Origin of the sequence: Sphingomonas hengshuiensis (assembly GCF_000935025.1) — a bacterium.
Classification (GTDB): Bacteria; Pseudomonadota; Alphaproteobacteria; order Sphingomonadales; family Sphingomonadaceae; genus Sphingomonas; species Sphingomonas hengshuiensis.
This window is the reverse complement of record NZ_CP010836.1, coordinates 4,746,848-4,760,414: the sequence shown is the minus strand read 5'-3', so window position 1 is coordinate 4,760,414 and position 13,567 is coordinate 4,746,848. Positions and strand designations below refer to the sequence as shown.

At 67.8% G+C, this 13,567-nt stretch carries 13 protein-coding genes; 7 read left to right on the top strand and 6 right to left on the bottom strand.

Annotated features, from left to right (window positions below):
• Positions 1–84: 84 nt before the first annotated feature.
• Both TS85_RS21765 and TS85_RS21760 read left to right on the top strand, forming a co-directional pair.
• Positions 85–1,713: a M28 family metallopeptidase gene (locus TS85_RS21765; RefSeq protein ID WP_044335022.1), complete on the top strand. Its 1,629-nt coding sequence runs from the start codon at positions 85–87 to the stop codon at positions 1,711–1,713.
• A 10-nt stretch (positions 1,714–1,723) separates the two neighbouring features.
• The gene (locus TS85_RS21760) at positions 1,724–2,698 is read left to right on the top strand and encodes an agmatine deiminase family protein (RefSeq protein ID WP_044335020.1); all 975 of its coding nucleotides are present in this window, start codon (positions 1,724–1,726) and stop codon (positions 2,696–2,698) included.
• Here TS85_RS21760 and TS85_RS24330 read toward each other — a convergent pair.
• Positions 2,690–3,235 (bottom strand): hypothetical protein, encoded by a 546-nt coding sequence (locus tag TS85_RS24330; RefSeq protein ID WP_155006518.1) that lies wholly within the window; start codon positions 3,233–3,235, stop codon positions 2,690–2,692. The genes TS85_RS21760 and TS85_RS24330 overlap by 9 nt on opposite strands.
• Positions 3,236–3,300: 65 nt before the next feature.
• On the opposite strand from TS85_RS24330, the gene aguB reads away from it, so the two are divergent.
• A complete protein-coding gene (gene aguB / locus TS85_RS21750; RefSeq protein WP_044335019.1) occupies positions 3,301–4,152 on the top strand; it encodes an N-carbamoylputrescine amidase in 852 nt (283 codons plus the stop codon).
• Here the strand turns inward: aguB and TS85_RS21745 are convergent.
• The gene (locus tag TS85_RS21745) at positions 4,149–4,448 is read right to left on the bottom strand and encodes a hypothetical protein (RefSeq protein ID WP_044335018.1); all 300 of its coding nucleotides are present in this window, start codon (positions 4,446–4,448) and stop codon (positions 4,149–4,151) included. The two genes, aguB and TS85_RS21745, sit on opposite strands and share 4 nt — an antisense overlap.
• A 116-nt stretch (positions 4,449–4,564) precedes the next feature.
• Here TS85_RS21745 and TS85_RS21740 point away from each other — a divergent pair, with 116 nt between their 5' ends.
• Complete coding sequence (locus TS85_RS21740; RefSeq protein WP_044335016.1) at positions 4,565–5,266, top strand: VIT1/CCC1 transporter family protein; 702 nt, start codon at positions 4,565–4,567, stop codon at positions 5,264–5,266.
• 43 nt (positions 5,267–5,309) lie between these two features.
• Here TS85_RS21740 and msrA read toward each other — a convergent pair whose 3' ends face one another.
• Positions 5,310–5,855, bottom strand: a complete 546-nt coding sequence (msrA, locus tag TS85_RS21735) for a peptide-methionine (S)-S-oxide reductase MsrA (RefSeq protein ID WP_044335014.1) — start codon at positions 5,853–5,855, stop codon at positions 5,310–5,312.
• A gap of 69 nt (positions 5,856–5,924) precedes the next feature.
• Here msrA and galE point away from each other — a divergent pair, with 69 nt between their 5' ends.
• On the top strand, positions 5,925–6,926 hold the full coding sequence (gene galE / locus TS85_RS21730) for a UDP-glucose 4-epimerase GalE (RefSeq protein ID WP_044336798.1): 1,002 nt from the start codon (positions 5,925–5,927) through the stop codon (positions 6,924–6,926).
• Here the strand turns inward: galE and TS85_RS21725 are convergent.
• Positions 6,923–7,645, bottom strand: a complete 723-nt coding sequence (locus TS85_RS21725) for a phosphatase PAP2 family protein (RefSeq protein WP_227698569.1) — start codon at positions 7,643–7,645, stop codon at positions 6,923–6,925. The two genes, galE and TS85_RS21725, sit on opposite strands and share 4 nt — an antisense overlap.
• A 111-nt stretch (positions 7,646–7,756) precedes the next feature.
• Between TS85_RS21725 and TS85_RS21720 the strand changes: the two genes are divergently transcribed.
• On the top strand, positions 7,757–9,256 hold the full coding sequence (locus TS85_RS21720; RefSeq protein ID WP_044335012.1) for a glycerol-3-phosphate dehydrogenase: 1,500 nt from the start codon (positions 7,757–7,759) through the stop codon (positions 9,254–9,256).
• A 15-nt stretch (positions 9,257–9,271) separates the two neighbouring features.
• Here the strand turns inward: TS85_RS21720 and glpK are convergent, their stop codons facing one another.
• Positions 9,272–10,759: a glycerol kinase GlpK gene (gene glpK, locus TS85_RS21715; protein ID WP_044335010.1), complete on the bottom strand. Its 1,488-nt coding sequence runs from the start codon at positions 10,757–10,759 to the stop codon at positions 9,272–9,274.
• A gap of 35 nt (positions 10,760–10,794) precedes the next feature.
• The gene (locus tag TS85_RS21710; RefSeq protein WP_044335008.1) at positions 10,795–11,811 is read right to left on the bottom strand and encodes an alpha/beta fold hydrolase; all 1,017 of its coding nucleotides are present in this window, start codon (positions 11,809–11,811) and stop codon (positions 10,795–10,797) included.
• Positions 11,812–11,983: 172 nt separating this feature from the next.
• Between TS85_RS21710 and mdlC the strand changes: the two genes are divergently transcribed.
• On the top strand, positions 11,984–13,552 hold the full coding sequence (mdlC, locus tag TS85_RS21705) for a benzoylformate decarboxylase (protein ID WP_044335006.1): 1,569 nt from the start codon (positions 11,984–11,986) through the stop codon (positions 13,550–13,552).
• Positions 13,553–13,567: the final 15 nt, after the last annotated feature.

Below are 13,567 nucleotides of genomic sequence, written 5' to 3'. Positions count from 1 at the left end.
GCTAGCAACGATTTCCATCCTGCCTTGCCGCGAACCGGCGCCGCTGCCAGACTTGCCGGATCATTCGATTCCGGGAGTTCTTTCTTGCGCATCCTGCTTCCCGCCCTGCTGCTGCTCGCGAGTGGCGCCGCCGCTGCGCAGACTGCCCCCGCGCTCTCGGTCGACACGCTAAAGGACGTCACCCGCACACTGGCGTCCGACGACTATGAAGGCCGCGCCCCCACTACCCCCGCCGAGACCAAGACGCTCGCCTACATCGTCGCGCGCATGGCGCAGGCGGGGCTGAAACCGGGCAACAAAGGGAGCTGGTACCAGGACGTACCGCTGGTCGAACTGACCGCCACCGACGTGTCGCCGCTGACGATCACGGGGGGCAAGACGCCGCTGGCGTTCGAATACCGCAAGGATCTGGTCATCGGCACCTATCAGGTCGTGCCGCGCACCGTGATCCAGGACAGCGAGATGGTATTCGTCGGCTATGGCATCCATGCACCCGAACGCGGCTGGAACGACTATGCCGGGGTCGATGTGAAGGGGAAGACCGTCGTCATCCTGATCAACGACCCCGATTGGCAGACCATGACGCTGGACGGCCCCTTCGGCGGCCGCGCAATGACCTATTACGGGCGCTGGCCGTATAAGTTCGAGGAAGCGGCGCGACAGGGTGCGGCGGCGGCGATCATCATCCATGACACCGAACCCGCCGCCTATGGCTGGGGCGTCGTCCAGTCGAGCTGGACCGGGCCCGTGCTGCAACAGGACACGCCGGGCGATCATATGGACCAGTCCAAGGCAGTCGGCTGGCTCCAGCAGTCCGCGGCGCAGGCGTTGTTCGCCCGCGCGGGCAAGGACTATGCGGCGCTGGTCGAGGCCGCAAAGCACAAGGGCTTCAAGGCCGTACCGCTGGGCGTCAAGGCGTCGGCACGCTGGACCAACACGATCCGCCGCCAGGCATCGAAGAACGTCGTCGGCATCCTCCCCGGCACCGAACGCCCGGACGAGATCGTCCTTTATTCGGCGCATTGGGACCATCTCGGCCGGTGCGACGCCGTGAACGGCGACGATATCTGCAACGGCGCGCTGGACAATGCCTCGGGCGTTGCCGGGCTCATCGCGCTGGCCGAGGCGCAGGCCAAGGCGGGACCGGCGAAGCGCAGCATCGTCTTCCTCGGGCTCACTGCAGAGGAATCGGGGCTGCTCGGCTCCAAATATTATGCCGAGAACCCGGTCTATCCGCTCGGCAAGACCGTGGGCGGCGTGAATATGGACGGGCTCAACGTCCTCGGCCCCGCGCGTGACCTCGTCGTGGTCGGCGCGGGCAAGTCCGAGCTGGAGGTATTGGTCAAGCCCCTGGTCGAGGCCCAGGGCCGCGTGATCGCCGCCGAGCCCAGCCCCGAAAAGGGCAGCTATTACCGCTCGGACCATTTCAGCTTCGCCAAGCTCGGCGTGCCGATGTTCTATGGCAAGGCCGGGCAGGACCTGGTCGCCGGCGGCACCGCGGCAGGGAAAAAGGCCGCGGACGACTATATCGCCCATCGCTATCACAAGCCGCAGGACGAATTTGACGAACGCTGGGACTGGTCGGGCGCGGTGCAGGACCTGACGGTCTATTATCAACTCGGCCGCACGCTGGCCGACGGCGCGGGCTGGCCCAATTGGTATCCCGACGCCGAATTCCGCGCCGTGCGAGACAAGAGCCGCGCGGCGCAGTAAAGGCGCGCGCATGACTCTGCCCCCCCCGCCCGAATGGGCTCGCCACGATGCCGTCTGGATCGGCTTTCCCAGCCACCCCGAATTGTGGCTGGAGGACCTTGAGCCCGCGCGTGCCGAAGTCGCGGCGTTCGCGGCGGCGGTGCATGCCGGCGGGCGCGGCGAGCGCGTGATCCTGGTCGCCGCCGACGACGCAGCGGCACAAGCGGCACGCGCGATCGCGGGCGATACCGCGGAGGTGGTGGTCGAGCCGTTCGGCGACATCTGGCTGCGCGACACTGCCGCGATCGTGGACGGCGCAGGCGCCGGGCAGGATTTCGGGTTCAACGGCTGGGGCGGCAAATATGATTTGCCCGGCGACGACACCATCGGCGTCCGGCTGGCGCGGCGGCGCGGGCTTTCGGTCGAGAGCCATGACTGGGTGCTCGAAGGCGGCGCGATAGACGGCGACGGCACCGGGCTGGCGGTGACGACCGAGCAATGCCTGCTCAACCCCAATCGCAACCCCGGCTTGAGCAAGGCCGATGTCGAGACGCGGCTGGCGGCGGACCTTGGCTATGGCCGCGTGCTGTGGCTGGGCGATGGGCTGGCCAACGACCATACCGACGGCCATGTCGACAATCTGGCGCGCTTTATAGGCCCCAACCGGCTGCTGATCCCGGAGGCGACCGACAATGATCCCAATTGGCGGGTGTATCAGGACGCAGCAGATCGCGCCGCGCGATTCGGTGTGGAGGTGGTGCGCTTCCCGTCGCCGGGCCGCGTGCTGAACGAGGATGGGGAGATCATCCCCGCCAGCTATATGAACTTCTACATCGGCAACGCGGCAGTGGTCGTTCCGCTTTATGGCCAGCCCAATGACGATGGGGCGGTCACGGCGCTGGAGGCGCTCTTCCCCGGTCGCGCGATTATCGGCCAGCGTGCGGACCATATCCTGACCGGCGGCGGCAGCTTTCACTGCATCAGCCAGCAGATCCCGTCAAAGTAGCCGGAAGCGGGCGTACATCGCGAGCAGGACACACAGCAGCACGATGCTTAGCCGTTTGTCCTGCGTCCGCACCAGCCACAGGCCGATCGCCGTATAAACGACTGGTACGGCGATTCGCGTCCAACTGGTGAAGATGTTGCCGTACAGCAGCACCCGCGCGGTCAGCACCAACAGGTTGGCGATCAGCACGCCGATCATCACCTGCCCCTTGTGGCGCAGGAAATAGGCGTCGAGATCGGGCCATTCGGACAGCGGATTGGGGAAGACCAGCGACGCCGACAGGAAATACACCGCCGCGATCCCCGTCCCGTACAGCAACGCCCAGAAGCTGGGCGGGATCGCCGCGCGCATGTCCCACGCGTTGGACCAGAAGGTGACAAGATCGACCATCAGCAGGATGCCGAGCAACGGCGTCAGCCACCCCAGCCGCATCGATCGCCGCGCGCGCATCACCCGCGCAAACCCGCTCATCACTTCGGCGACCGACAGCCCGAGCACCAGCCCGAAGAGCGAAAAGGCGAATTCGAAGCTGGTCATGCTGGAGGTGGCTTTCGCGCAGCCGGGGGGTGCGCACAAGCGCGTTCCGCACTACATGGCGCGGCATGACTGAAATCACCGTCGGAGCGCTCCAGCTCGCCTTCACCAGCGATATCGATGCGAATATCGCGGCCGTCACCGAACTCGTCCGCGAGGCCGCGGGCCGCGGCGCACAGGTCGTGCTGCCCCCCGAATTGTTCGAGGGCGAATATTTCTGCCGAGTCGAGGATGAGGGGCTGTTCGCCAATGCGAAGCCGGTCGGCCAGCACAAGGCGGTGCTGGCGATGCAGGCGCTCGCCGCCGAACTGCGCATCCACATCCCGACCAGCTTTTTCGAGGCGGACGGCCCGCATCATTATAACAGCCTCGCGATGATCGGCCCCGACGGCAAGGTCGCGGGCGTCTATCGCAAGAGCCACATCCCCGATGGCCCCGGCTATGAGGAGAAATTCTATTTCCGCCCCGGCAATACCGGGTTCAAGGTGTGGGAAGGCCCCGCCGCGACCACATTGGGCGTCGGAGTGTGCTGGGACCAATGGTATCCCGAAACCGCGCGCGCGATGATGCTGATGGGCGCGGAACTGCTGTTTTACCCGACCGCGATCGGCAACGAGCCGCATGACGACAGCCTCGATACCGCGCGGCTGTGGCGCCGAGCGATGGTGGGGCATGCGGTGTCCAACGTCGTCCCCGTGATCGCGGCAAATCGCGTCGGGACCGAACACGGCCAGACTTTCTACGGCACCAGCTTCATCACCGACGAGCGCGGCGACATCCTGGCCGAGCTGGATCGGACGGAGACCGGCGTCATCACCGCGACGCTCGACCTCGACCGCGTAAAGCGCCACCGCGCCGCCTTCGGCTTCTTCCGCGACCGCCGCCCGGAGCTGTACGGGCGGCTGGTGCAGGACATTTAGGGCGCGGGTTGCCCCGTAGTCGGTGCGCGATTGATGGTGGCACGGATCATCCCCGGATGCGCGCATCCAACGATTCCGCGCTCGACGAGCAGATAGCTAAAGGCGCGAGGTTCGCGATCCATCCGCCGCGCGCGGGGATTCGCCGCCGCGTCCTTGTCCGCATAATGGACCCGAGCGGCGGGGCACGGCGCAACCCTGGCGACTACCTGCGGTTTGGGCGCCGGCTCTGCGGGCGTGGTTTCGTCGGCGAGGGCGCTCGCGGGGACCATCGCGAGGGCAAGCAGAAGGAAGCGCATCGGCAGTCTCCCACACTGAACGTGGCGACGAAGCTATCGCGTTCCGCCCCCTGGGACAATCCCGGCTTGGCGGCCCCGTCGGCGCAGCGCAGAAGGCCCCCCAAAGGGGACTCACCATGCGCAGCACGACCGTACACAGCGAACGCCACCTCGCCAGCCGGATCGGGTGGCTGCGCGCGGCGGTGCTTGGTGCCAATGACGGGATCGTCTCCACCGCCAGCCTGATCGTCGGCGTCGCCGCGGCGGGGCCGGAGCGGCAGGCGATCCTCGTCGCGGGGGTTGCGGGGCTGTTGGCGGGGGCGCTGTCGATGGCGGCGGGCGAGTTCGTCTCGGTCAGTTCGCAGGCCGATACCGAGCGCGCCGACCTGGCGCGCGAGGCTGAGGAAATCCGTACCGACCCGGCGTTCGAGCGCGACGAACTGGCGGCAATCTATGTCGGGCGCGGCGTGGAGCGCGCGCTGGCGCGGCAGGTCGCCGACCAGATGATGGCGGCGGACGCGCTGGGCGCGCATGCCCGCGACGAGCTAGGCCTGTCCGACACGACCAGCGCGCGTCCGCTCCAGGCGGCTTTCGCCTCCGCGCTGACCTTCTCCGCGGGGGCAGCCGCGCCGCTGCTGATCGCCTTGCTCGTTCCCGCAGACGCGATCATCGCCAGCGTGTTCGCAGTGTCGCTGCTCTGCCTCGTCCTCCTCGGCTGGATCGGCGCGCGCGCAGGTGGCGCCCCGCCGATGCGCGCGGTGCTGCGCGTCGGCTTCTGGGGCGTGGTCGCGATGGCAGTGACTGCCGGAGTCGGCGCGTTGTTCGGGGTTGCGGCGTAGACAATAAGGCCTGCGCCTTAGCGTCTTCACGCGACCTCGCTGCTTACGCCGCGGCGCCCTCCTTGCTGCGCGCGGCGAAGCTTTTGCGCAATTTGCGCAGCTTGGGCGGGATCACGGCGAGACAGTAGGGATTGCTCTTCCCCTCGCCCTCCCAATATTCCTGGTGATAGTCCTCGGCGGAATACCATTCGCCCAGCGTTTCGATGCTGGTCACGATCGGCGCGGGCCAGTCGGGACGCGCGCGGTCGATTGCGTCGAGCGCCTCCCGCTCCTGCTCCGCCGAATGCGGGAAGATCGCCGAGCGATATTGGGTGCCGATATCGTTGCCCTGGCGATTGAGCTGGGTCGGGTCGTGCGTCGCGAGAAAGATATCGAGGATCTCGCCATAGCTGATCTGGTCGGTATCGAAGCTGACCCGAATCGCCTCGGCATGGCCGGTGTCGCCGCCGCAGACCTGTTTATAGGTCGGGTTGGGGACATGTCCGCCGATATAGCCGCTCTCGACCGACTGCACCCCGATCACGTCGTTGAACACCGCTTCGGTGCACCAGAAGCAACCGCCCGCCAGCGTGGCCGTTTCTATCGTCATGCCTAACTCCTTGCTTGTCACGCAAAGATAGGATTGAGGCGCAAAACGGCAATGATTGAGGGAATGGCGATGCGTTCGGGTGCAGTGCTGGTCACGGGCGGTGCGGGGTATATCGGGAGCCATGCAGTGCTTGCGCTGCTCGACGCGGGCTGGCGCGTAGTGGTGGTCGACAATCTCGTCACCGGGTTCGACTGGGCGGTGGACAAGCGCGCCTCGCTGGTGGTCGCCAATATCGAGGACGAGGCGAATGTGCGCGCGGCGATGCGCGAGCACGGCGTCACCGCGGTGATGCATTTCGCCGGTTCGGTAGTGGTGCCCGAATCGGTCGCCAATCCGCTCAAATATTACCGCAACAACACCGCCGCCAGCCGATCGCTGATCGAAAGCGCGGTGGCCGAGGGCGTGAAGCACTTCCTCTTCTCCTCCACCGCCGCGACCTATGGCATTCCCGAAGTGGTTCCGGTGCGCGAGGACAGTCCGAAATCGCCGATCAATCCCTATGGCATGTCCAAGCTGATGACCGAGCACATGCTGCGCGACGTCGCGGCGGCGCATCCGATCAATTACTGCGCGCTACGCTATTTCAACGTCGCGGGCGCCGATCCGCAGGGCCGGTCCGGCCAGTCGACTGCGGGCGCGACGCATCTGATCAAGATCGCCGCCGAGGCCGCGACCGGCAAGCGCGGACATGTATCGGTGTTCGGCACCGATTTTGCGACGCCCGACGGGACCGGGGTGCGCGACTATATCCATGTCAGCGACCTTGCCGCCGCGCATGTCGACGCGCTCGACCTGCTGATCGCGCGGCCGGAGGAGAACCACACGCTCAACGCGGGCTATGGCAAGGGCTTCTCGGTGCTCCAGGTGCTCGACGCCGTCGATCGCGTCACCAACCTGAAGATCGAGCGGCGGCTGGAGGGGCGCCGCGCGGGCGATCCCGATGCGCTGGTCGCCGACAACAGCGCGATCCTGGCGGCGCTGCCGTGGCGCCCGAAGCATGACGATCTCGACGGCATCGTACGCGATGCGCTGGCGTGGGAGCGGGCTTTGGGCGAGCGGGACGGCTCCTAACGCCGGATCACCGCGACTTCGATCCGCCACCACAACAGCGCCCAGGCCGATCCGAACGCCCATCCCGCCAGCACGTCGCTGGGCCAATGGACGCCCAGATAGACGCGGCTGACGCCGATCATCAGCGTCAGCCCCAGCGCCGCGCCGAGCACGAAGGCGCGCATCCGGGCCTCGCGCACCACGGGGAACAGCAGCGTCGCGAGCGTGAGATAGACGATCGCGCTGTTCGCAGCGTGCCCGCTGGGGAAGCTGTTCGACGCCTCGGTCATCAGCCGGTCGACCAGATCGGGGCGGGCGCGGCCGACCAGCGCCTTGATCAGCGTTACCCCGCATCCGCCAAGGATCGTCGCGGCCAGCACCAGCAGCGCGCTGCGCATCCGGCGGCGCAGTGCGAGGAACGTCGCGGTGGCGGCAACCACCAAAGTCAGCACGATCGAACTGCCAAGCGCCGTGATGTCGCGCACCGCGCTCGGCAGCCATTCGGGGCCGATCGGCTGTCCGGGGTCCCCCGGCACGCGCATCGCCAGCATCACCGCGCGATCGAACGCCGCGCCGTCGCCTTCGTTGAGTTCGTGCCCCAGCCAGACGAGCAGCGCGAGCAACAGCGCGACGCCTGCTGCCGCAACCATCAGCCAGGGGATGCGGCGTGACGCCGCACCCTCGGGCGCGAGCGGCGCCAGCAGTTCGGATTCGGGCACCATGGGGGGCACGGCGCTCATGCTGCCCCGCGCGGGGCCATCGCCACAATGTTCATCGGTCTCGCTTCCGTGCTTTCGCGTTTCGCTTGAAAGGGTAAGGGGGAATGGCAGCCAGGAACAGGTGGACGACGCATGGGCAGCGACGGGACGGGTGCCAGCTTCGATCTATTGGTGGTCGGCGGCGGAATCAACGGCGCGGGAATCGCGCGCGATGCCGCCGGGCGCGGGCTTTCGGTGCTGCTGGTCGAGCAGGACGATCTGGCGGGGCACACCTCCTCGGCGTCGACCAAGCTGATCCATGGCGGGCTGCGCTACCTCGAATATGGCGAATTCCGGCTGGTGCGCGAGGCGCTGATCGAGCGCGAGCGGCTATGGGGCATGGCACCGCACATCATCTGGCCGCTGCGCTTCGTGCTGCCGCAGACGCAATCGCCGCGCCCCGCCTGGATGGTGCGGCTCGGGCTGTTTCTCTACGACCATCTCGGCGGGCGAAAGGCGCTGCCGGGGACCGAGACGATCCGGCTCGACCGGTCCGCATATGGCGCGGGGCTTTCCGATCGGCGCGGCAAGGGCTTCGTCTATTCGGACTGCTGGGTCGAGGACAGCCGGCTGGTGGTGCTCAACGCACGCGATGCCGCCGATCGCGGCGCGACGATCGCGACGCGCACGCGGCTGCTCGACGCGCGGCGCGAAAGCCCGGGCTGGATCGCGACGATCGCAGATGCGGAGGGCAGCCGCAGCGTGAAAGCGCGCGCGCTCGTCAATGCGGCGGGGCCCTGGGTGGAGGAGGTGATCGCCCGCGTCACCGGCGCCAATGCGACCCGCGGCGTGCGGCTGGTCAAGGGCAGCCACATCGTCCTGCCGCGGCTGTACGAGGGCGATCATTGCTTCATGCTCCAGAACCCGGATCGGCGGATCGTGTTCGCCATCCCCTATGAGGGGCACTTCACGCTGGTCGGCACCACCGACGAGCCATGGCAGGGCGCACCGGCCAAGGCGGAGATCAGCGCAGGCGAGACACGCTACCTGCTCGACACGGTGAACCGCTACTTCACGCGGCAGAGCGACGCGGCCGACGTCGCGTGGAGCTATGCCGGCATCCGCCCGCTGTACGACGACAAGGCGGGAAGCGCCTCGGCGGTGACGCGCGACTATGTGCTCGATCTCGAATCCGGCGAGGACGGCGGCGCGCCGTTGCTCAACATATTCGGGGGAAAGATCACAACCTATCGCAAGCTGGCGGAGCATGCGCTCGAGCATCTGGCGCCGTTCTTTCCCGAAGCGAGCGGCGCCTGGACCGCGGGCGCGGTGCTTCCCGGTGGCGACATGGCCGATTTCGAGGACTTTCTGGCGGGGCTGATCGCCGAGCGCCCGGGTTTCGACCCGGCGCTGCTGCGGCGGCTGGCGCGCGCCTATGGCACCCGTGTTTCGGACATTCTGGGCGATGCGCAGACGATCGCGGCGGTGGGCGAGGATCTGGGCGGCGGGCTGACCACCGCCGAGGTCGCGTATCTGCGCGACCGCGAATGGGCGCGCACCGCCGAGGACATCTTGTTCCGGCGCAGCAAGCTGGGGCTGCACGTACCCCCCGGCACTGCGGAGCGGCTGGCGGAGTATCTGGCGGCGGGCTGATCCGCTGGTGGGGGGTTATAGCAGCGCGCGCGCCACTGCCTTGCGCCACCCCGCGACCATCGTCTCGCGCTTGGGTGCTTCCATGGCGGGCTCGAAGCGCCGATCGAGCGACCAGAGCCCCTCCAGCGCGCCGACGCCGTCCCATACCCCCGTCGCCATCCCCGCCAGGAACGCTGCACCCAATGCAGTCGTCTCGACAATCGCGGGGCGCTCGACCGGCGCCTCCAGCATGTCGGCGAGGAACTGGCAAAGCCAGTCGTTCGCCGCCATCCCGCCATCGACGCGCAGCGCCGTCGCGGCGGGGCCAGCATCGGCGGCCATCGCGTCGATCAGGTCCATCGTCTGATAAGCCACCGATTCGAGCGCCGCGCGCGCCAGATGCGCGTCGGTCGCGTTGAGCGTCAGCCCGCAGATCAGCCCACGCGCGGCGGGGTCCCAATAGGGCGCGCCCATGCCGACGAATGCGGGCACCATGTACACGCCGTGGCTGTCGGGGACGCGCGTCGCCATGTCGTGCGTTTCCGACGCGCGGGTGATGATCTTCAGCCCGTCGCGCAGCCATTTGACGGCAGCGCCCGCGACGAAGATCGATCCCTCCAGCGCGTATTGCGTCTTGCCGTTCAGGCGACAGGCGGGGGTGGTGAGCAGCCGGTTGGTGGACAGCACCGGGGTCTCGCCGAGGTTCATCAGCAGGAAGCAGCCGGTGCCATAGGTCGATTTGGCCATGCCCGGTCGGACGCATCCCTGGCCGAACAACGCCGCCTGCTGGTCGCCCGCCATCCCCGCGATCGGGATCGGCGCGCCCAATATGTCGGGATCGAGATGGCCGAAGACATGGCTGTTGTCGAACACCTCGGGCAGCAGCGATGCCGGGATGTCGAACAGGCGGAGCAGTTCGTCGTCCCAGCGTTGTTCGAAAATGTCGAACAACAGCGTGCGCCCGGCATTGGTGGGATCGGTCGCATGGACCTTGCCCCGCGTCAGCCGCGAGAGGAGGAAGCTGTCGATCGTCCCGAACGCCAGCTCGCCGAGATCGGCGGCGGCGCGCGCGCCTGCGACATTGTCGAGGATCCAGGCGAGCTTGGTGCCCGAGAAATAGGGATCGAGCAGGAGGCCGGTCTTGCCGCTGACCATGGCCTCGGCGCCCGATTCCTTCAGCCGCGCACAGGCGTCGGCGGTGCGGCGGTCCTGCCACACGATCGCATTGTAGATCGGGCGGCCGGTCGCGCGTTCCCATACCACCACCGTTTCGCGCTGGTTGGTGATGCCGAGCCCGGCGATGTCGGCAAGCTGCACCTCCGCCTTGGCCACGACTTCGCGCAGCACCGCGACGGTATCGCGCCAGATATCCTCGGGATCATGCTCGACCCAGCCATGCTGCAGATAATGCTGCGCGAATTCGCGTTGCGCGACCGCGACGGGCACCGCCGCCGCGTCGAACAGGATGCACCGGGTCGAGGTCGTACCCTGGTCGATGGCGAGGATATAGGGGGGCTGGGACATGGCCCGTCCAGGCTACGGCATCGCGACCGCCCGCGCTATTGCCCCTTTAGCTGGCGGGAGAAGAAGGGCAGCAATTTGGTGCGGAAGCGTTCGGCGATGCGATTGCCATGGTCGCCGTCATAGACTTCCCACTCGACCTTGAGCCCGAAGCGCAGCAGCTCGTCATGGACGGCTTCGTTGCTGCCTTTCAGCGAATCCTTGTCGCCGACGTCCATCGCGATTCCCGACAGCGTCTTGAGCGCGGGCACCGACTGGGCGACCATCACCAGCGGCGCATTGGCGGCCCATTTCGCCGTCACCAGCGGATCGATACTGCCATCGGGCAGCAGCCCGGTTTCGAGGAACAGCGGCGGCTTTTCGGGCGCGGGGGACCAGGCGGCGGCGCTGGCGAGCGTCGCGCGGACCATGAAATCGCCCTTTGCCGCCTGTTCCGGGGTGATCCCCGCCAGCGGCTTGAGCTGTTCGGCGACCGGCGCGCGCGGCGCGAGGCAGCACGCGCTCATCGCATAGATGCTGGAATAGATGCCCGGATAGCGCATCGCGAGCCGCAGCGTGCCATAGCCGCCCATCGAGTGCCCGGCGAGGCCCCGGCTCTCGGGGCGCGCGAGGGTGCGGTATTGACGGTCGATCGCGGCGATCAGGTCGCGGGTGATGAAGCCTTCGAAATTGCCGACGGTCGACGAGTTCGAATAGAGCGAGCCCGCATGGCGGCTGTCACTATCGGGGACGACGAGGATCATCTCCGCGCCCCCCGCCTGCACCGCGGCGGCGGCAGCCTCGGCGATGCGGGTGCCCTCCATATATTTCGCCGCCGTGGCGAAGAAGCCATGGAGGAAATAGACCACCGGATAGCGCCGTTCGGGATGGCTGGCATAGCTGGGCGGCAGCACGACGAACACGTCGCGATCCGCGCTGTTGCCCTCCAGATTGCCCTCGATCGCGGCGCTGTGGACCTTGATCGCATCCACCTTTGCCGCGGGGCTCTGGGCCTGTGCCGTGGTGCTGATGACGAGCACCGCGGCAGCCAGCACCGATCGCACGATCCGGTTCATTGCATCCTCTCCCCTTTGATCCCCGGCGTGTTTCTCCGGGCTCTGGCGAATGGGTATCGGCGATAGCCATTGGTTGCAACCGGGATTATGTTGATCTATCAACTATGATCAAGGGAAGCGTCGGCGCTCGGGCCGCAGGGTACCGGAGCAAGCCGTCGCGAAGGACGAGAGGATGCCAGCCCAGATGACGACGGTGCGAGACGCGACGCTGGCGCTGCTGCGTCGGCTCGGCATGACGCGGGTCTTCGGCAATCCGGGATCGACCGAACTGCCGATGTTCCGCGATTTTCCGGCCGATTTCGACTATGTGCTGGGGCTCCAGGAAGCGACCGTCGTCGCGATGGCGGACGGCTATGCGCAGGCGACGCGCACCGCCGCGCTGGTCAATCTGCACAGCTCGGCGGGCGTCGGGCATGCGCTGGGCAATATCTTCACGGCGTTCAAGAACCAGGCGCCGCTAGTCGTGACTGCCGGCCAGCAGGCGCGATCGATCCTGCCGTTCGAGCCGTTCCTCCATGCCGAGCGCGCGACCGAATTCCCGCGCCCCTTCGTCAAATGGGCATGCGAGCCCGCGCGTGCCGCCGATGTGCCGCGCGCCATCGCCCGCGCGCACCAGATCGCGATGACGCCGCCGTTCGGCCCGACCTTCGTATCGGTGCCGGTCGATGACTGGGACCAGCCCGGTGAGGCCATCGAGCCGCGCACGATCACGACGGCGAACCCCGGCGATCCGGCGGCGCTGGACGAACTCGCGCAGGCGCTCGCCGGGGCGGAGCGTCCGGCGCTGATACTGGGAGCTGGCGCAGCGCGCGATGGCGCCTGGGACGCCGCAATCCGCTTCGCCGAGGCGCATAGCGCGCGCGTCTATGCCGCGCCCTTTGCGTGTCGCAACGCCTTTCCCGAGGACCATCGCTGCTTTGCGGGCTTCCTGCGCGCGAGCCGGCAGGACATCGTCGCGCAACTGGGCCGCCACGATCTGGCGCTCGTCGTCGGCGGGCCGCTCAACCTCTACCATACCGAGGCGCCGGGGCCGCATGTTCCCGAGGGGCTGGCGCTGTGGCTGGTCGACGACAATCCGGCGGTACTGTCCTGGGCACCGTGCGGGCGGGGAATCCTGGCGAACAGCCGCAGCGCGCTGGAGACGCTGGCGGCGCGTGCCACGCCCGGCGTTCGCCCGGCGCCTGCCCCCCGCGATCCTGTCGCCGCGCCCGATGGCGACCGGATGATCGACCGTCTGGCGATGCACCGGATCGCGGCGCTGCGCCCGCGCGAGTCGGTCATCGTCGAGGAAGCGCCGTCCAGCCGCGCCGCGATGTACGACTTGCTGCCGATGCTACGCGCCGACGGCTTTTACACCACCGCCAGCGGCGGGCTGGGCTATGCGCTGCCCGCTTCGGTGGGGATCGCGCTGGCGCGGCCCGGCGAGCGCGTGATCGCGCTGATCGGCGACGGGTCGGCGATGTATTCGATCCAGGCGCTGTTCACCGCCAGCCGCCTGAACCTGCCGCTCAGCGTGCTGGTGATCGTCAATCACCGGTACGAGGCGCTCGAATCCTTCGGCCGGCATTTCGGGCTGACCAAGGTCGAGGGCACCGACCTGTCGGGCCTCGATTTCTGCGCGCTCGCCGCCGGGCATGGCATGGCCGCGCGGCGCGCCGATACCCCCGAAGCGCTCGACGCGGCACTGGCCTGGTCGTTCGCGACGCCGACGCCGACGCTGGTCGAAATCGTCGTCGATTGACGCGACGCAGGAAAG

Excerpts from the sequence above, each read along its gene's own strand:
- TS85_RS21760 (WP_044335020.1), top strand. The coding sequence starts at position 1,724 with ATGACTCTGCCCCCCCCGCCCGAATGGGCTCGCCACGATGCCGTCTGG.
- TS85_RS21725 (WP_227698569.1), bottom strand. The coding sequence starts at position 7,645 with ATGAGCGCCGTGCCCCCCATGGTGCCCGAATCCGAACTGCTGGCGCCG.
- TS85_RS21710 (WP_044335008.1), bottom strand. The coding sequence starts at position 11,811 with ATGAACCGGATCGTGCGATCGGTGCTGGCTGCCGCGGTGCTCGTCATC.
- mdlC (WP_044335006.1), top strand. The coding sequence starts at position 11,984 with ATGCCAGCCCAGATGACGACGGTGCGAGACGCGACGCTGGCGCTGCTG.
- TS85_RS21720 (WP_044335012.1), top strand. The coding sequence starts at position 7,757 with ATGGGCAGCGACGGGACGGGTGCCAGCTTCGATCTATTGGTGGTCGGC.
- glpK (WP_044335010.1), bottom strand. The coding sequence starts at position 10,759 with ATGTCCCAGCCCCCCTATATCCTCGCCATCGACCAGGGTACGACCTCG.
- aguB (WP_044335019.1), top strand. The coding sequence starts at position 3,301 with ATGACTGAAATCACCGTCGGAGCGCTCCAGCTCGCCTTCACCAGCGAT.
- msrA (WP_044335014.1), bottom strand. The coding sequence starts at position 5,855 with ATGACGATAGAAACGGCCACGCTGGCGGGCGGTTGCTTCTGGTGCACC.
- TS85_RS21740 (WP_044335016.1), top strand. The coding sequence starts at position 4,565 with ATGCGCAGCACGACCGTACACAGCGAACGCCACCTCGCCAGCCGGATC.
- TS85_RS21745 (WP_044335018.1), bottom strand. The coding sequence starts at position 4,448 with ATGCGCTTCCTTCTGCTTGCCCTCGCGATGGTCCCCGCGAGCGCCCTC.
- galE (WP_044336798.1), top strand. The coding sequence starts at position 5,925 with ATGCGTTCGGGTGCAGTGCTGGTCACGGGCGGTGCGGGGTATATCGGG.
- TS85_RS24330 (WP_155006518.1), bottom strand. The coding sequence starts at position 3,235 with ATGACCAGCTTCGAATTCGCCTTTTCGCTCTTCGGGCTGGTGCTCGGG.